General features: G+C 65.0%; 18 protein-coding genes. 5 read left to right on the forward strand and 13 right to left on the reverse strand.

The features are described 5' to 3' along the window. Positions 1-289: 289 nt before the first annotated feature. The 3 genes from LFT43_RS09575 to LFT43_RS09585 are packed head-to-tail and all read right to left on the reverse strand — an operon-like array spanning position 290 to position 3,256. Positions 290-1,513 carry an amidohydrolase family protein gene (locus LFT43_RS09575; protein WP_395802640.1) on the reverse strand — a complete coding sequence of 408 codons (1,224 nt, stop codon included), beginning with the start codon at positions 1,511-1,513 and terminating at the stop codon, positions 290-292. Beyond that, the gene (locus tag LFT43_RS09580) at positions 1,510-1,983 is read right to left on the reverse strand and encodes a GAF domain-containing protein (protein ID WP_395802642.1); all 474 of its coding nucleotides are present in this window, start codon (positions 1,981-1,983) and stop codon (positions 1,510-1,512) included. The genes LFT43_RS09575 and LFT43_RS09580 overlap by 4 nt, the downstream gene beginning before the upstream one ends. After that, the gene (locus LFT43_RS09585) at positions 1,976-3,256 is read right to left on the reverse strand and encodes an MFS transporter (RefSeq protein ID WP_395802644.1); all 1,281 of its coding nucleotides are present in this window, start codon (positions 3,254-3,256) and stop codon (positions 1,976-1,978) included. Before LFT43_RS09585 ends, LFT43_RS09580 begins: the two co-directional genes overlap by 8 nt. A gap of 241 nt (positions 3,257-3,497) precedes the next feature. Here LFT43_RS09585 and LFT43_RS09590 point away from each other — a divergent pair, with 241 nt between their 5' ends. Continuing rightward, positions 3,498-4,400 carry a MurR/RpiR family transcriptional regulator gene (locus LFT43_RS09590; RefSeq protein ID WP_395802646.1) on the forward strand — a complete coding sequence of 301 codons (903 nt, stop codon included), beginning with the start codon at positions 3,498-3,500 and terminating at the stop codon, positions 4,398-4,400. Between the two features lie 43 nt (positions 4,401-4,443). Here the strand turns inward: LFT43_RS09590 and LFT43_RS09595 are convergent, their stop codons facing one another. Continuing rightward, positions 4,444-5,499, reverse strand: a complete 1,056-nt coding sequence (locus tag LFT43_RS09595) for a DNA polymerase IV (protein ID WP_395802985.1) — start codon at positions 5,497-5,499, stop codon at positions 4,444-4,446. Positions 5,500-5,701: 202 nt separating this feature from the next. Here LFT43_RS09595 and LFT43_RS09600 point away from each other — a divergent pair, with 202 nt between their 5' ends. Further along, positions 5,702-6,097 carry a carboxypeptidase-like regulatory domain-containing protein gene (locus tag LFT43_RS09600; RefSeq protein WP_395802648.1) on the forward strand — a complete coding sequence of 132 codons (396 nt, stop codon included), beginning with the start codon at positions 5,702-5,704 and terminating at the stop codon, positions 6,095-6,097. Positions 6,098-6,108: 11 nt separating this feature from the next. On the opposite strand, the gene LFT43_RS09605 is transcribed toward LFT43_RS09600, so the two are convergent. The 3 genes from LFT43_RS09605 to LFT43_RS09615 form a co-directional block, all read right to left on the reverse strand. Then, the gene (locus LFT43_RS09605; RefSeq protein WP_395802987.1) at positions 6,109-6,735 is read right to left on the reverse strand and encodes a dihydrofolate reductase family protein; all 627 of its coding nucleotides are present in this window, start codon (positions 6,733-6,735) and stop codon (positions 6,109-6,111) included. Between the two features lie 196 nt (positions 6,736-6,931). Then, positions 6,932-7,345 (reverse strand): hypothetical protein, encoded by a 414-nt coding sequence (locus LFT43_RS09610; protein ID WP_395802650.1) that lies wholly within the window; start codon positions 7,343-7,345, stop codon positions 6,932-6,934. A gap of 197 nt (positions 7,346-7,542) precedes the next feature. Next, positions 7,543-9,027 (reverse strand): glycosyltransferase 87 family protein, encoded by a 1,485-nt coding sequence (locus LFT43_RS09615; RefSeq protein ID WP_395802651.1) that lies wholly within the window; start codon positions 9,025-9,027, stop codon positions 7,543-7,545. Positions 9,028-9,139: 112 nt separating this feature from the next. Between LFT43_RS09615 and LFT43_RS09620 the strand changes: the two genes are divergently transcribed. Both LFT43_RS09620 and LFT43_RS09625 read left to right on the forward strand, forming a co-directional pair. Beyond that, on the forward strand, positions 9,140-10,357 hold the full coding sequence (locus tag LFT43_RS09620) for a molybdopterin-dependent oxidoreductase (protein WP_395802653.1): 1,218 nt from the start codon (positions 9,140-9,142) through the stop codon (positions 10,355-10,357). Beyond that, positions 10,357-10,869 carry a hypothetical protein gene (locus tag LFT43_RS09625; RefSeq protein ID WP_395802655.1) on the forward strand — a complete coding sequence of 171 codons (513 nt, stop codon included), beginning with the start codon at positions 10,357-10,359 and terminating at the stop codon, positions 10,867-10,869. The genes LFT43_RS09620 and LFT43_RS09625 overlap by 1 nt, the downstream gene beginning before the upstream one ends. Here LFT43_RS09625 and LFT43_RS09630 read toward each other — a convergent pair. The 5 genes from LFT43_RS09630 to LFT43_RS09650 form a co-directional block, all read right to left on the reverse strand. Further along, a complete protein-coding gene (locus tag LFT43_RS09630) occupies positions 10,755-11,561 on the reverse strand; it encodes a methyltransferase domain-containing protein (protein WP_395802657.1) in 807 nt (268 codons plus the stop codon). The genes LFT43_RS09625 and LFT43_RS09630 overlap by 115 nt on opposite strands. Positions 11,562-11,572: 11 nt before the next feature. Continuing rightward, positions 11,573-12,265, reverse strand: a complete 693-nt coding sequence (locus LFT43_RS09635) for a DUF2064 domain-containing protein (protein WP_395802659.1) — start codon at positions 12,263-12,265, stop codon at positions 11,573-11,575. Then, a complete protein-coding gene (locus tag LFT43_RS09640; RefSeq protein WP_395802661.1) occupies positions 12,262-13,083 on the reverse strand; it encodes a glycosyltransferase family 2 protein in 822 nt (273 codons plus the stop codon). Before LFT43_RS09640 ends, LFT43_RS09635 begins: the two co-directional genes overlap by 4 nt. Positions 13,084-13,225: 142 nt before the next feature. Next, positions 13,226-14,290, reverse strand: a complete 1,065-nt coding sequence (locus LFT43_RS09645) for an NAD-dependent epimerase/dehydratase family protein (RefSeq protein ID WP_395802663.1) — start codon at positions 14,288-14,290, stop codon at positions 13,226-13,228. Further along, on the reverse strand, positions 14,287-15,216 hold the full coding sequence (locus LFT43_RS09650) for an MTAP family purine nucleoside phosphorylase (protein WP_395802665.1): 930 nt from the start codon (positions 15,214-15,216) through the stop codon (positions 14,287-14,289). Before LFT43_RS09650 ends, LFT43_RS09645 begins: the two co-directional genes overlap by 4 nt. A gap of 107 nt (positions 15,217-15,323) precedes the next feature. Between LFT43_RS09650 and LFT43_RS09655 the strand changes: the two genes are divergently transcribed. Further along, positions 15,324-16,037, forward strand: coding sequence for a GntR family transcriptional regulator (locus LFT43_RS09655; RefSeq protein WP_395802667.1), 714 nt, complete (start codon positions 15,324-15,326; stop codon positions 16,035-16,037). A gap of 5 nt (positions 16,038-16,042) precedes the next feature. On the opposite strand, the gene LFT43_RS09660 is transcribed toward LFT43_RS09655, so the two are convergent. Continuing rightward, the gene (locus tag LFT43_RS09660; protein WP_395802669.1) at positions 16,043-16,711 is read right to left on the reverse strand and encodes an HAD family hydrolase; all 669 of its coding nucleotides are present in this window, start codon (positions 16,709-16,711) and stop codon (positions 16,043-16,045) included. Positions 16,712-16,871: the final 160 nt, after the last annotated feature.

The raw sequence follows: 16,871 nt of genomic DNA on the forward strand, positions 1-16,871 counted from the left end.
TCACCGATTGGGCCGGCCTTCATCCCGGCGAGCAGGTCCAGGTGTACCGGGATGCTGAGATGTTGGCGGCGGGAACCGTGGACGCAACGATGCCCGACGGAACGGGGGTCTGGCTCATGCAACACAAAGGACTCGGGCGACGCCTGTATAACCGATGCGAAGACCTCCGGATCGCGAGGCCCCGATATTCCTAGGTCCCAAAGAACCCACGGCGGCAGCGCCGCTCGTGGTGGGCACTCCGTCTGGCAACCCGACTAGGTGCGTGAACCGGCCGCGGGGGTCGGTGGATCTAGCTTTGATCAGCCTCCGACACGACGCGTCCGTCCTGGATGACAGCCGCGAGTCGGGACTCCGAGAGGATGCTGACGTCGTTCAGGGGATCCTGGTCGGTGATGATGAAGTCGCCGGCTGCTCCGGGCGCGATGACGCCCAGTTCGCCCTCGCGTTGCAGGAGTTTCGCGGCGGTTGTGGTGGCGCTCCGTATGACGTCGATAACGGGGATGATCTTCGCGCGGATCTCGAATTCTTTAGCCTGGTGCCGGTGCATTCCGCCGAGCAGGTCAGTGCCGAAGGTCAAGTTGACGCCGCCTTCGTAGGCCCGGCGAAGTGCCTCGAGGCCACCGTTGAGAACAGAGTCGACTTTTTCCCAGTTGGTCTGACTGAGGCCGAATTCCCGGCCTTCTTCCTGGAGTGACCAGTAGGTCACCAGGTTCATGGTGAGGAAAGCGTCGTATTGGTTGAAGAGTTCGATCGACTCCTCGTCGAGCAGATTCCCGTGTTCGATACCCCTGACGCCGGCCTTCAGCGCCCGGTTGATGGACCGGCCGGTGTAGGCGTGGGCTGTGACGTACCGGTTGGCCGCTTCTGCTTCTTCGACGGCGGCACGGAGCTCTCCCACGGAGTATTGGGTGGAATCGATCCGGTCGGTGGGTGACGCGACCCCGCCGCCCGCCATGATCTTGATGTGATGTGCGCCCTTTCGGAGCTCGTCACGGGCCGCCTGCCGTACGGCGTCGACGCCATCGGCTATGCGTCCGATGCTCGCGCGGCAATAGCCATGATCGTGATTGTCCTGGCCCCGATGCCGGCTGTCGGCGTGGCCGCCGGTCTGGGTGAGGGCTTTGCCAGCGAAAAATACTTTCGGGCCACGGACCATGCCGGAGGCCTGGGCATCGTGGTAGCCATAGTCGGCCCCGGCCGCGTCACGGACCGTGGTGAATCCGCGGTCCAGCATGGCACCCATCACCTTCGCCGCACCGAAGGCGACGTAGGCGGGGGACCATGTGGTCATCGCCGAGACATCCGCCGTAATGGCCGTCAGATGGACGTGGCAATCGATCAGTCCCGGCAGGATGAATTTTCCCTTAGCGTCGTACGTGGGTCCGGTCTGGGGGGCCTGGCTCTTGCCGATTCCTGTGATGATCCCGTTGGCAACCTGGATGTCGCCGTCCCTGTAGATGCCGGCGGCGACGTCGAGGTAGTGTGCGTTGGTAATGCTCAGATCGCTGCTCATGTCATCTCCTGAAGTGCTGTTCGAATGGCGTTTTGGGACCTGGCGGCGATGTCGGCGGCTGTGAGGACGTCGGTGTCGGCGTAGAGCCCTTCCGGGTTCAGCAGGTTCAGCGCCCCGATGAGAATTCCTTCGTCCGCGACAGGGACGTTGATGACGGAGCCGCAGCCAAGGCTGTCGATCAGTTCGTGATCGCCGAAAATCTGCCGGACGTCCTGTTTGGTCCTGCCGAAATAGGGCGTGTGTCCGCCGACGAAGATCGCGGCCCACGCCGGGGACACGTCCTTTGCCATGTCTTTCCTGCCGCCCACAGGGTATGCCGCAGGTGTGGATGAATACAGGCGGACCATGGTGCGGCCGTCATCAGCGAAGCCCAATATTGTGAAGAGCAGGGCGCCAACTGTGGCGTTTACTTCGGCTCCGATCTCCGCGAGGGACTCGAGCTGGCCGGACGGCTTGGGTGTCCTATCCACGCTGGGGTTCCAGGACTTCCGTCACGGTGATTTCTTCCAGGGAGCGCCCTGCGGTCCGGACGGCGAAGAGAAGGGTGCAGATCACACCCGCGGCCAGGACGGCCGTCGTCATACCAAAGACTCCGGCGAAACCCCACTGGGCGGCGAAGACGCCGATGATCAGTGGTGCCGTGATGGATCCGACGCGGCCGAAGGAGGAACTGAGGCCCACGCCGGTTGCCCGTAGCCAGGTCGGAAAGACTTCGGGCGTGTATGCGTACACTCCCGCGTACGTGCCGTTGAGGAAAAAGGAGAGGAACACTCCGGCCATTGTGATCATTGCCGGATCGGCCATTTGACTGAGCCAGAAGGCGCTGACGGCGGAGCCGACCATGTAGATGGCAATCGTGTGCTTGCGGTCCAGCCGTTCACTCAGCCACGCGGCGCTGAAGTAGCCGGGGATCTGGGCCAAATAGATGAAGAGTGAAAAGTCGAAGCTCTTGGTGACCGTGAGGCCCTTGGCCACGAGCAGGGTCGGGATCCAGGAGAAGAAGCCGTAGTAAGAGAACGTGATGACGAACCAAATGAGCCAGGTGACTGCGGTAGTCCGCCACATTTTGGGTCCCCATAAGTAGGTCAGGGCCTTGCGCATGGAGTATTTTTCCGGTTCGAGTTCCAGGATTCTGGACTCCTCCACAGGCGGTAGCTCCGCGCGGGTCGCGGCACGGACTTTTTGTTCGAAGGATTCCACGATGTGCTCGGCGCGGAGTATTTCGCCAGTGTTGATCAGGAAGCGGGGAGACTCAGGGACGCTTCTTCTCCACCAGAGCACCATGACGATGGGCAAGAAGGTGATGACCTGCGCCCAGCGCCAGCCCTCCGGGAGTGGGACGACAAACCGTCCGATCAGGGCAGCGGCCACGAAGCCGAACGAGAAGAAGCCGGCTAGAGCTCCGATGAACCATCCTCGGCGGTGGCTGGGAACGAATTCGGACAGGAACGGGGCGATGATCGCGCTTTCCGCGCCGCCGCCAAGGCCCGTGATGATCCTTGCGACCAGGAAGATTTCGAAGTTCCCTGCCAGCGCCGCAACGAGTGATGCCACGGCGTAGACAACGAGGGAGTACATCATGACCTTCTTGCGGCCGATCCTGTCGCCCAGATAACCCGCGATGACGGCGCCGAACAGGAAGCCGAAGGGAGACGCTGATGCCACGAGGCCAAGTTGGCTGTTGTCCAAGGCGAAGGCGGTTTTGATAGTCGGCATGAGGAACGCGACTACGGCGCCATCCATTCCGTCGAATGTGTAGCCCAACCCTCCGATGAGCAAAAGGAGATAATGCGGGCGGCTAAGGGGAAGTCTGTCGAGACGGGCGGATAGGGTCACTGTAACTCCTGGGCCGATACAACGGTGCTTACAAGGTATGCACACGCTATGTGCAAAGATTCTTGCAGTCAACGGAATTCTGCAAAAAAATGCTCAAAAACTTGCTGTAGCGTCGTTTCCATCTATGGATGCCAGCGTCGGGAGTGGGATGTCAGACACAATTTACGGGGACGCCGATCCGGATTCCGTCGGCACGTGGCTCAGGCGGTTGTCCTCGAAGCAGAAGCTGAGCCGGGCCGGCAACCTGGTGCTTGGTAATATCCTGGCCCGTACTGACACGGCAAGCTACGTGACGGCCTCCGAGCTCGCCGAAGAAGCGCGGACGAGCGTCTCAAGTGTCACCAGGCTGGCCCAGCGGCTCGGCTACAAGGGCTGGCCGGATCTCCAACGGGAGCTGCGTGTCAGGTACATGGCGAATCTTTCGGTCATGGAGGTCGACCGAGCACACAAGAGCTCTGATTCACCATTTCAGGCATCGCTCCGCTGGGACGCGGATTCAATTTCCGCAGCGCTGCGGAACGTCGACGAGCATCAAATTGAGCGGGTCGTGCGAATGCTGGCCGCCGCGGAAAGCATCTATGTCACCGCACAGGGCAGCTTCGCCGCGGTCGGGCACGCCCTTAACCACAACATCCAAATCGCCGGGTACCCGGCCCGGGGACTGCTCGACGTCCCGGCGACCATGGCCAACACCGTCGTGCAGATGGGGTCCGAGGATGTACTCATCGTGTGTTCCTACTGGCGAATCTATGACGTGGCCGTGACCGCTGCCGTGGAAGCCCGTGCACGGGGAACGAAGATCGTAGTCATGACGGACAGCCTCCCGCCAGCACTCGAAGAATGCGCCGACGAAGTCATTCTCGTCCCGGCGGAAGGCACGTCCTTCTTCCCCTCGTTGGCGACGGCCATGTCCGTCCAGCAGGGCATCGTCGCAAGCCTCGCTAGGCTCGATCCCGAACGCACCCGTCAGAGCCTGATTGAAATGGAAGCCTCGTGGCGGGCATTCAAGATGCTCCACCGCTCCATACCCAGCATCCCGCCGCAGTTCTGAGAGGAGACCACCGTGCGGGCCGGCAAGGAAGGGAGCGACGCCGTCACCAACCGCCGCGCGTGGGCGTATGTCCCTTTGGGGCATCGTCGGGCATTGCCATTTCGGCCCGCAAGCCCAGGAGCCGGATCGGACGGCCCGCTTCGATTCCGGCCGCCAGGTCCAAGGCCCGCGCAAGGATTTCGTTACGGTCGAATGTCTCGGGAATCTTCTTCGCGTGGGTCGTCGTCAAGAACGGCGCATACCGAACCTTGAGGGTCAGCCCAACCACGGGCCGTCCTTCGGCCACAACATCCTCGAGCACGCGCATTGTCAGCTCCCTCACGGCATCGTCCACCTGGGTTGGCTCGGTCAGGTCCCGCTGGAAGGTGGTCTCCCTGCTATGCCCGCGGGCAACCCACGGGGTGTCGTCCACCACGCTGGCGCCGTCCCCGCGCCCGAGCTGCGCGTACCACGGACCCATCCTGGGGCCGAACTCCGGGACCAGGTCTTGGGGGTTGGATGCGGCGAGCTCCGCGACTGTGTTGATGCCGAGCTTGGCCAGCCGGGCTGACACCCGGGTTCCGACGCCCCACAGGTCCCTGGTGGGCCGGCTGCCCATGACGTCGAGCCAGTTCCCGGCAGTGAGACGGAAGATGCCGGCCGGCTTGCCGAAACCGGTGGCGACCTTGGCCCGGACCAAAGTGTCGCCGATGCCCACGCTGCAATGCAGCTGCGTTCGCTCCAGGACAGCGGCCTGCACCTGCCCGGCGTACGCTTCCGGATTCTCAGTCTCAATGCCCACGAAGGCTTCATCCCAACCCAGCACCTGCACGGTGGCGCCGGGCTGCGCGCGCAGGGTAGCCATCACCGTTTCAGACGCCGCGAGGTAAGCCTCGTGATCGACGGGCAGGATCACGGCGTCGGGCACTTTCCGGGCCGCGATGCGTAAGGGCATTCCGGAACCCACGCCGAACGCCCGGGCTTCGTAGGATGCGGTTGACACCACAGCTCTTTCGGTGGGGTCGCCCCGACCGCCTACGATGATCGGCTTGCCCGCAAGCTCCGGCCGCCGGAGCACTTCGACAGCCGCGATGAACTGGTCGAGATCGACGTGCAGCACCCACCGGATTCCGCTCACGCCACCAGTCTGCCTTAGATATCCATGGCAAGCATGGGTTCTGAGGCTCCCGGCGGCCCGGCAGGGTGGATACTCGGTGTTGTGTATTAATTGTTGAGCCTTGTGGCGGCCACGTTGGCCGGTCCAGGGCATAGGTCCGCCGCCGCGAGCCGACGGGCGGCAGGGAACATCGTGTTGTGCTGGAATGTTGGTGAGTGAAGTGAAGCGGTTCGGCTGGGCCCTTTTGGCCGCGGTCACGTGCTTGTGTGGGTGCGCCGGTCAAAGCGGCCCGGTTACTGGGCATTCCGGGGTTGTTACCGGCTCCGTCCTGACCGCCCCGGTGTGTCCTGTGGAACGTATTGGTCAGGAGTGTCCGCCGCGCCCACTGTCCGGGGCCGCGGTTGTCGCCTTGGATCGGGAAATTGTGCGGGGCTCAACAGTGACCGACGGCACGGGTGCCTTCAGCCTCACGCTGCCTGACGGTCGCTACGTCATCAAAGCGAGAAACGTGGGCGGTTACGCTTCGACGGCCAGCGAGCAAGTAGTCATCTCGCAAACTCCCGTTCACATCACGCTGGTTGTTGACAGCGGGATTCGCTAAGCAAGCCGCTGTCACGTCTCCGCGCGCTCCGTCTCGATGTCGACGCCTGTGACCACATCGCCCGCGCGCTCGTAGACGAGCCAGATCGCGCCTTTCGGGAAGGCCCGCGGCGGCTGGGCGACGGCGAAGGCGGCGGGAACGGTGCCGTCGCGGAAGATCCGCTTGCCTCTGCCGAAAGTCACTGGGTACAGCCAGAGATTCAGCCTGTCGACGAGGTCCTCGGTGAGGAGGGTCTGGAGGAGGCCACCGCTGCCGATGACGTGGGTCTCGTCGTGGCGCTCGCGGATCTCGCGGACCTCGGCTGCGACATCCGTCAGCACGGTCGTCCCGGCCCAAGAAGGGTCGGTCAGCGTGTGTGATGCGACATACTTCGGCACGGTGTTGAACCGGGCGGCGATCGGGTCATCGTCCGGGGCAGTGGGCCAGAAGGCGGCGAAGATGTCGTAGGTCTTCCGGCCGAGGAGAAGCGCATCGAGCCGTTCGATGCCCGCGCCGATCGCCTCGCCGGACTCCTTGTCGAAGTATGGCGCCTGCCAGCCGCCGAACTCGAAGTCACCCTCGCGATCTTCGTCTGGCCCGCCGGGTGCCTGGTAGACCCCGTCAAGGGTGCTGAACAAGTCGACCACGATGATTCCCATGATGCGCTCCCTCGCACGAACGGCAAGCCGATGCCGACTCCGCTTTGACGTCGAGGTGGATGCCGCGGAATCGACATCCACCCGTCCCATCCTTCGGCTTGCACCGCGCGAAGGCAAGAGTTCGACGGTGCAATGTCTCTCACCCAGGTTCGATTCCGAGGCGTTCGAGTGCGATCTGTCCTTGGAAATCGCCGGGTCAGTCCAGCTCGTTGAACAAGCGCGTCAGGCAGTCGGCGTAGTTGCTCATTGCGTCCGCGAAAGTGAGCAGTTGGAGTCCGCCGTACACGGACTCTGTCCATTCGGTGCCTGCTTCGTCGGCGCGGCAGACGAGTGGCTCGCAGCTTGTTCCCTTCGCGGTGAGCGTTGCGATTCCCCAAGGGTGGCTGGGGTCGGTGACTGCGATCCCTGCTGCCTCGAATGTGTCGCGGAGGACATATCTTGTAACGGTCCTCCATGACTGGAGAAACGGTGGCCGCAGCTGTTCAATGAGTTCGTCGTCTTTGCTGTCGTAAGCGCGTCCCAGGTTCGTGGATAGCTCGTCCCACTCTTGGGCGTTGCGGACCATGAGATGTCCGGCCCGTAGATGGGCAATTGTTTCGTTCAACGTCATGGTGAGTCCCCGAACTTCCGTTACTTGTCCACGCCTGCGAGGCAGGCCATGCGATGAGAACGGACGGGATCCCGGCATGATTCCCGCATGCACCCGGCTGACCCCGAACATGCGTCGCCGGTGGCACGAAGAGACGGACTCGACGAGGTCACCGACCGGCCCTTTCCGCAGCTGTTCGTCACCGGATCGATTCCTGACTACGTCGTTGCTTGCCGCGGCCGACGTCTCGCCACCGTGGCAACCACCAAGAGCACCGCGACAGCACTCAAGCCCAGCCGCGCAATTAGCTGGCCGTAAGGTTCGGCGCCGGTGAAATACATCATGGCCAGCACGGGGGCGATGGCGGTGAACTCGTAACGACGGCTCAGCACCACGAACGGGATGAGCAACAGCGCATACCAGGGGTAGCTGGGCGAGACGATCAGAAGCGTTCCTCCGACCATCAAGACCTGCCCGTCCCAAGGCCGGGTGGCGTTAGTGGTCCGCCAGACGTACAAGGCCAGACCCAGCAGCAGCACCAGGGCCGCCGGCCCTGCCCAGCTTGCCGGGAGCACCAGTTTCAGCAGCGTGAAACGCGGGCTGTCCTGCCCGTCGTACCCCTCCGAGCGGAGGTATTCGGGCAGATAACCCAGTACTGCCCAACCGCTGGCGAGGACATACGGTACGTACGCCGCGGCAAACGTGGCCACGGCCGCGGCCACGAAGCGGACCGGCCGGCGGTAGAGCAGGGCCGGCGCGTTGATGGCTGGAATGAGCTTGGTGGCCACCGCTGCGCCAAAGACCATTCCGGACCCTAGCGCGCGCCCGCCCACCAGCAGCAGCCCTGCCGCCAAGGCCAGAGCCGCGCCCAACGCATCCACGTGCGCACCGTTGATGGCTTCAAAGGCCACCAACGGAGACCATGCCCACCACATGGCTTGGTGTGCGGGCCTTCCAGTGCGGCGCAGGAATGCCAGCAGCGCCGCCGTTATGGCGAGACTGAGGATCAGCCCGGCCAGCTGGAAGGCGATGAACCCCACCTCGGAACCGGGGATAAGCCGCACGGCCAAAAAATACAACTCTGCCACCGCGGGATAGACCGTGGGCACGGCGGGCCTGTTGATAGCTGTGCACAGGGTGCTGCCCCCGGGAATGTTGGTGGTGGTCTCGGTGCCCGTGGGGAAGGGATTGGTATGGCATGTTCCGTCCGGTCCGGCCTCCTGGAACAGCCAGGCCGGCCGCAGCGGCCGCAGCGCCTCGTCGGCCGGAAAGTGGGCGTAAGGGGAGATTCCGGCTTTCTGGACGATGCCGTCCCACGCATAGCGTGCGGAGTCGTTGCTGGTTGCCGGCGGTGCGGCGATGGCTGCGGCTCCCACCAGAAAGGAGCCCAGGAGTACGACGGCGGCCGCGTGGCGCGCCGGGATGCGGCGCGCCACCAGTGCCGCCGGGACGAAGACCGTCCAGGCCGCCAGTGTGCCAAGGGGGGACACCCACTCCGCGGACGGATCGGCAGTGACCGTCCACCAGACGACGACGGCGAGCAAAGCCACCAGGGCCAGCGCCACCACCGCGGCAGCAGTGCCGGCGTGCGGCGGCCGCTTTCCCTGCGAGCGGCTTCCGACCGGGCTGCTCCCGGCCGGGCTGCTCCCGGCCTGGCCGGACGCGTGACTCCGGGACGCGCGCCGGGGTGTTGATTCACTCACCCTTTGATCCTGCATCACCTGCGGGGCAGTGGACCATGGATCCAAAGGACCGTTTGCCTTTCGTAAGGTCTGGCCCGGGACGACCGGAGGGTCTTGGTGGTCTGATCAAGATATGGACAGATTGACCACTTTCCTCGAACAGCGGATGGAAGCGGTGAACGGACGGTTCTCCTCGCCCTTGCGAAGCAGGCGGCTGACGGTTGTGCTGGGCCGTTGGCTCGGCCTTGCCTTCACTGTGTGCTTCTTGACCGGGCTGTTCAGCCACCTTCTGCAGGATCCGCCAACTTGGATGCTTTTCCTTACCCGTCCCGTGTGGTTGTACGTGGCTACGCAGGGCATCCACATCACCAGCGGGATAGCTTCCATCCCGCTCCTGGCGGCCAAACTATGGTCCGTCTTCCCCGAACTCTTGCGCTGGCCGCTGCTGAAATCCGCGGTGCACGCACTCGAACGGGCGTCGATTGCGCTCTTTGTGGCCGCTTCGCTAGTGGAAGTCACCATCGGATTGCTCAACACGTTCCAGTGGTACCCGTGGCCCTTCTCCTTCAAGGATGTCCACTATTGGCTGGCCTGGGTCATCATCGGGTCCCTTGCGCTGCACATCGCTGTCAAGCTGCCCCTCATCCTGGCGCATTGGAGCCGTCGATCAGACGCGTCCGTCATCGCTGCGGACTCCGCAGGGGCAGTGACCGCCAACACAACGGTTCCGGCTGCCGTGAAGCCTGGAACCGGGCACGGGTGGAACCGCAGAGGGTTCTTGGCAGCAATTGCCGCCGGCACCGGCGTCGTCGTCTTGACGACGGCGGGCCAGTCTTTCGCGTGGCTTTCGGGCCTGAACCTCTTTGCACCACGCCGCATGGATACCGGCCCTCAGGGTGTCCCCATCAACAGGACCGCAGCCCAGGCCGGTGTGGCGGACGCTGCGCTGGCCCCTGACTGGGTGCTGACCGTGTCCTCGGGATCGGTACAGAAGACGTTTACGCTGGCACAACTGGCCGCATTGCCGCAGTACAGTTACGGACTACCCATCGCCTGCGTGGAGGGCTGGAGCCAAGGAGCCCAATGGCGCGGTGTCCGGATCAGGGACCTCATGGCCACTGTCGGCGCCCCTGCCGATGCCGAGCTGCAGATTTCCAGCATGGAGAAGGGCGGGGTCTATGGTCGTTCCTTCATGCCCGCCGCTTACAGCCAGGACGATCAGACATTGCTGGCGCTCAAGCTCAACGGTGCGCCGCTGGACCTTGACCACGGCTATCCGGCGCGGATCATCGCCCCCGGCCGTCCGGGGGTGCTGCAGACCAAATGGGTGCATAAGGTGGAGGTGATCTGATGCGACTGCCGTTGGTGGGTCCGCCGGCGACGGCGGGGCGCGGGACCCTTTGGTGGGTGCGGGCTTCGTTGGGCGCCCTGGGCGTGGCTGCACTCGGTTATGCGCTCTTCGGATTCCTGGTGACTGTGCCGCTTGCCCAGTTGATCGGTGTGGCGGCATGGCTTGCGGTGGCGCTGTTGGTGCATGACGGCGTGCTGGTCCCGTTGACGACGTTGGCCGGCGGCGGATTGTCGCGGCTGACGTACGGGCTGCGCCCCGTCCAGCAGGGGATAGTGCGCGTGGCCTTGCTGGTGGGGGCGGTGGTGACCTTGGTTGCGGCCCCACTGATCCCCGCCCAGCAGGTGCTCCAGCCAAGCGGTCCGGGAAGCGGTGCGAATGGCACTGTCCTGCAGGGGGACTATGCGCAGGCCCTGGGTGTCTTCTGGCTTGTTCTGGTGGTGGCTGCAGTGGCGGCTGTGGCTGCCGTCGGATTTTCTGGCCGCAGTTCCAAGGTCAGAAAGACGCGGCGCTGAACGGTCCGCCTGGCAACGCAATCGAGCCCCGCCCGGGCCGCGTGGAGGGCCAGCGCATTTGCGCCGGCACGGGCCCAGGGAAAGGCGGCGCTGGCGTGTCCGTCTGAATCCTCCAGCACGGCCAGATAGGCCACATCAAGGGAGTCCGGGGTTTCTGCCTCTGCCAGCACCTGCCCGCCCGGCGCCAGCAATGAGGCAACGCGCTCCAGCAGCACCCGGATGTTTCCGCCGATGCCGATATTGCCGTCCAGCAAAAGGGCTGAACCCCAGCCTCGCTCGTGCGGGACCGGGTCGAAGATGGAGCCAAGGATGGCCGCGCCGCCGCGGTCGGTGGCCAGCTGTACCGCGGCTGCACTCGAATCGACGCCCAGGGAGGCCAGCCCCTGTTCCCGGGCGGCCTCCAGCATACGGCCGGGTCCGCAGCCCACATCTAGAACCGGCCCTCGAAGGGTGCGCAGCAGATCGCGTTCGCCCACAGTGGCCGGGGCGGACCAGCGGAGCATGCTGAAGGTGACAGGCCCGATGGACTCCGGCAGGGCAGATTCCGGACGCAGGGTCAGGCGCCCCAGGCCGAGGGGCAGGCTACGGGCGTACGGCTCGTGCCCGCCTTGGCCAAATAGGGCGGCCGGGCGGGTGTCAGAGGCAAAAGCGGCCTTGGCGCCTTTATCGATGGGGACTGCGTGGATGCTCATCGCGGGGCGGCTCACCGTGTGGGCGCCACGTCAGAGGGCACCCCAACCGGCCCCTTTGGCGCTGGCAGCCCTGTGGCCAGGCGGTCCACTGCGCGGGCAAACGGGGTGCCGCTGCATGTTCGCGCGACAGCCAGGGCATCGGCGAAGTGGTCGACGTCCCTCAAGACGGGCAGCAGCCCCACGTCCAGGCCGGCGTCGGCCAGCCTCGCGAATTGCTCCGCCCCGGTCTGCGGAGTGGACATTTCCACGCCGCGGACCAGGCCGCCGTCGGGCTGGCGCAGGCCCAAGGCCCAGAACCCGCCGTCCGACGCCGGGCCGAGCCACGCGTCGTGGCGTGGTATCGGGGCGGGCGTTGACCAGTCCTCCAGCAGCGGGATCAACTGGTCCCGGCACAGCTGGGGAGTGTCCATACCCAGAATCAGCAGCGGGCCGGTCACGAGCGAACAGATGGCTGCCAGCCGTTCGTCCAACCCGCCGGCACTCTGGGCAAACACTTCAAACCCATCAGCGTCCCTGCTGTCAGGCGTTCCCTCGAACACCAGCAAACGCCTGCCCGCGGGGAGGGATCGCACGGTGTCGAGCGTCTGGCTGAGGCTGGTCTGGGCCAGGGCTGCGGCCCGCTCCGGGGTGAGTGGGGGAGTGAGGCGCGTCTTGACCGTGCCCGGGATACATTCTTTGGCAATCACGGCGATGGTGAGATTCACGGCGTCGCTCCTTGGGCATCGGCCGAAGGTCCATCCGCGGGCCTGCCGTCCTTCGTCCCCGACGCCTGCCGCGAAGCGGCCGCCAGCTGCGTCCCCATGTCTTTGAGGGCCGTAAGGGTCCCGAGCAGGGTCCCCGTCACCTTGGACTTCCCCAGCCGCGGTGCATAGGCGACCGGGATCTCGGCCACGCGCCAGCCATCGCGGTGGGCTTTGAGGAACATTTCCAGCGGATAGCCGCTGCGCCGGTCTGTGAGGTCCAGTCCCAGCAACGCGCTGCGCCGGGCCAGTCGAAGGGGACCCAGATCCGTGACTGGGATCCCCGTCAGCCGGCGCAACCGGCGGCTCAGGACCGTGTTGGCCAGGCGGGCGTGGATTGGCCAGGCACCACGGGCTGGACGCCGGGCACCCAACACAAGATCGGCCTGCCCTGCGCGCACGAGCTCCAGCATCGGGGCCAGTTGGGCCGGGTCCAAGGAACCATCGCAATCGCAAAAGGCTACAAACTCCGCTGTGGAAGCCAACAGCCCGGCATGCGCTGCGGCGCCAAAGCCGCGCCTCGGTTCGCCGACGACGGTCGCGCCCAGACTGGCGGCCAGCGCAGCGGAGCCGTCGGTGGATCCGTTGTCCACGACGATCGCCCGGTATCCAGGCGGCAGGGCCCCCAGCACCTGGGGAAGGGCCGAACGCTCGTTGAGGCAGGGCAACACCACATCCACCAATGCGGGTGGCTCCCCGATGTCCTCGCCTCGTCCGCCCCGACTGCTGACCAAACCGATTCCATCGTGCGAACCGCGCGAACCACTCTGCTCTTTCTCCACCCTTTGACCGTAGAATCCCCAGGCCCGGCGCGACAGGCGGAAATCCTTACGGAACCGGGACGTTTGCCCTCCGGCAGCCACCGAACAGGCCAACGGCGTCGCGCCCGAACCTCAACTGACCCTGAAGCACGGAGCTGGCCGTCTAGTTAGGGTCTCCGCGCAGCGGGGCCGTGGCGAACTCGTGCATGCCTTCCTCAAAACCGTGCTTGGGGATCCAGCCAAGCTCGGCTCGCGCGCGAGCCGAGCTGGCGGTGATATGCCGGACGTCGCCTAGCCGGAATTCGCCCGTGACCACAGGGTCCGGCCCCCCACCAACAGAGCTTAGGACCGCCGCCACCTGTCCAACGGTATGCACCTCCGCGGCGCCGATGTTGTACGCCCTGGAGCTGCCCGGCGCCAAGGCCCTGCCGCCCGCCAACGCATCAATCGAGCACAGATTTGCTTCCGCCACGTCCGCGACGTGGACAAAGCTGCGGCGCTGGGCGCCGTCCTCGAACACCCGCGCAGCCTCCCCGCGGGCCAGTGCAGAACGGAACAGGCTGGCCACGCCCGCGTAGGGGGTGTTTTTGGGCATCCGCGGACCATAGACGTTGTGGTACCGAAGGGCGATGGAAGTGCCTCCAGTTGAGCGCGCCCAGGCGGATGCCAGGTTTTCCTGGGCCAATTTGGATGCAGCATAGACGTTCCGCGGATCGAGGGCCGCGTCTTCGGTGACCAGTGCCGGCAGGAGGAGCCCGCCGGTCGCAGGGTCCCGGGGATCAAAAATTCCGTGCTCGAGGTCTTCTACCAGACGCGGGCCCGGGCGCACCGGTCTGCCGGCTGAGTCGGTGTAGGCGCCTTCACCGTAGACAACCATGGAGGAAGCCAGTACCAACTTGTCCGTGCCGGCCGCGGCCATGCAGGCCAGGAGCACGGCCGTGGCCAGGTCATTGTTGCGGATGTAGTCCGGCGCATCGGAGAAGTCCACGCCGAGTCCCACTTTGGCGCTCAGATGGACGACGACGTCGATCCCCGCCAGTGCCGCTGCCACCGCGGCCGGGTCTCCGGCATCGCCCACCAGCAAGGGGACGCCGGGAACTCCCGGTGGATCCGGGTGCACCGCCGGATCGAGTGAGTCCAGGATTCGGACCTCCCAGCCGCGGGCCACGGCGGCATCGACAACATGGCTACCTATGAAACCGGCTCCGCCGGTGACCAGAATCCTCACGGCCCGGCCCGTCGTCCGGCGGGGCGGTCAGCGCCGACGGTACTCATTACGGTGGCGACGGCGGTGGCCGGTATGAGCCCTATCCGCCACTTTCCGCCGTCGCCCGACGCCTCAGCGTTGACCAGCCCGGCCCACACGATCCGCACCGCGTCGGACAACACGGCCAGGATCCGTGGTTGCGCCGCCGCGAGCCGGCCCAGCACCAGCTCTGCCGTCACCGGTTCGGAGCCGTCATGCCCGGTGTCCGCATCCGTAATGAACGCCAACGCGGCGAAGTGCATGTTCAACTCCGCCGCGAGCACCGGTTCCGGGTATTGGGTCATGCTGATGAGCTCCGCTCCAGCCTGGACCAAGACCGCGGACTCGGCCTTGGTGGAGAAACGCGGACCGTTGATGGTCGCTATAGTGGCCGCCTCGGCGAAGTCTTCGCCCCGGTGCTCCAGAGCGGAGATCAGTGCCGCGCGTAGCGGAGCGCTATAAGGCTCGGCGGAGGGCAGGTGCTGCACCCCGGTTGGCAGGTAGCCGTCGTAGAAGGTGTCGACCCGGCCCCAGGTCCTGTCCAGAAGCTGATCGGGCACCGCAAAAGTGCCGGTTCCGTGGCTGGAAACCAGTCCGCCCACGGCCGCGGAGGAGATAACAGCCTCCACGCCCAGGCTCTTGAACGCCCAGAGGTTGGCGCGGTAGTTGATCTGCTGGGGGGCAACGCTGTGCACGCGCCCGTGCCGGCTCAAAAACGCAACCAATGGGCCGTCCGCGCCGCCGTGTCCATCCAGCGCGGCCAACCGGGCGACGGTGATGGGGCTGGAGGGCGGCCCGAACGGCGTCGCGATATCGAGCGTGTCCAGCACGACAGCTCCGGGCAGCGTGTACAGGCCCGTGCCTCCAATGATTCCGATCCGGGCGCGGGGTTCCATGGGCGATGACATGACCCCATCATCCCAACGCTTGCCCCGGCCGTCGCGGTGGAATCCTTACGAGTCCAGAACGCGGGTCCGCATACCTTTGAAGCAATTGGCTTATGTAGGCTGGGCCTATGGCCAACAGTTTTTCCTCGCAGCGGATTGAAGGCATTCTGCAAGGCTGGATTGATTCGGGCCGATACGGTCCCGGCATGAAACTTCCGGCCGAACGCGACCTCGCGGCCGAGCTGGGCGTGAGCCGGATGACCCTTCGTCAGGCGCTTGAATCCCTCCAGTTCCAAGGCCGGTTCCAGCGCCGGCCTGGCCGGGCCGGTGGGACCTTCGTTTCCGGGCGGGTCCCTGTCCTGGAGTTGGCATCTATGTCCGGACTTGCCCAGCAGCTTTCCAGCACCGGCGCTGATGTTGAATCCAGGATCTTGGTGGCTGAGGCAACGGAGGCAACCAGTGAAGTCTCCAAAGCCTTGGGCGTGGATGTGGGGGATTCGGTCCTCCATCTCCGGCGCTTGAGATTCGCGAATGAAGAGCCGGTCATGATCGAGGACTCCTGGTTCCCGGAAAGGCGGCTATCTGGTTTGGACGTCGGCTCCCTCGCGGGCTCCGTTTACCGGGCCTTGGGTGAGTTGGACTCGGCCCCCGTGAGGAAGGTCGAGGAGCTCGATCCATCAGTGGCATCCCCCGTTGAGCGGGAGCTCCTGGGTGTCGGCGCCAGGCACCCTGTGCTTCGGTTGGTTCGTACCGCCTACAGGGCCGATGGGCTGGCGGTGGAGTACGCGCACGACGTCTACCGGTCAGACGCCATACGCGTACGAGTCACCACCACAGACTGACCGGGTTAGCTGGTCAACGCCTTCAGTTCGCCCACGGGGTGTGTCCCCTCGGGAGCGGAATCGGCCAGAGGGCCCACAAGGATGCATTCCATGCCGGCCGCGCGGGCTGCGCCGATACCCGCGTGAGAGTCCTCGAAGACGACCGTCCGCGAGGGGGAAACTCCCAGAAGTTCGGCGCCACGAAGGAAGCCCTCGGGGTCGGGCTTTCCCGCGGCCACATCATCGCAGCACACCGTGGCTTCCACTAGGGACGCCAGGCCGCTGGCTTCAAGTGCCGGTTCAAGGAGGCGGCGCATGGTGCCGGTGACTACGGCTACTTTCACTCCTGATGCCACAAGGTCCCGAACGACCTTCACGTGGGACGCAGGAATGCGGGGTCTCTGCCGGATTTCCTGGATGTAGGCAGCGCACATGTGATCGAGGACGCGGCTGGCGAGTGCCTCATCCCCCTGGGCCAGGGCACGGCAGATCTCAAGGTCGCTGATGCCCACAAACCGCTCTTCGTACTCTTCCCAGCCCAGGTCAATGCTGCAGAGGTCGCGGGCTGCATGGGCGTAGAGCTCACCGACCAGGTCCTCGTCAAGGGACAGAGTGCCGTTGAAATCGAAGAGGGCGCCCTGCGTGCCGGCCAGGAGTGCGCGGGCGGATGCTAAGGCTGATTCGCGTTTGTTCATGGGTGAAATCCTTTGAATAGGGGAGCTTCCGCTTGGAAACAGTAGAGGGTCTGCGACTTCAATTTTTTGGTCTAGACCAAAATTTACCCGTTGTTCGCCCTGATGCCAACAACTCTTCATCCGGGGCGATGACTGTAGAGCGAGCAAACACAGTCCGTGC

Origin of the sequence: Arthrobacter sp. FW306-04-A, assembly GCF_044358315.1 — a bacterium.
Classification (GTDB): Bacteria; Actinomycetota; Actinomycetes; order Actinomycetales; family Micrococcaceae; genus Arthrobacter.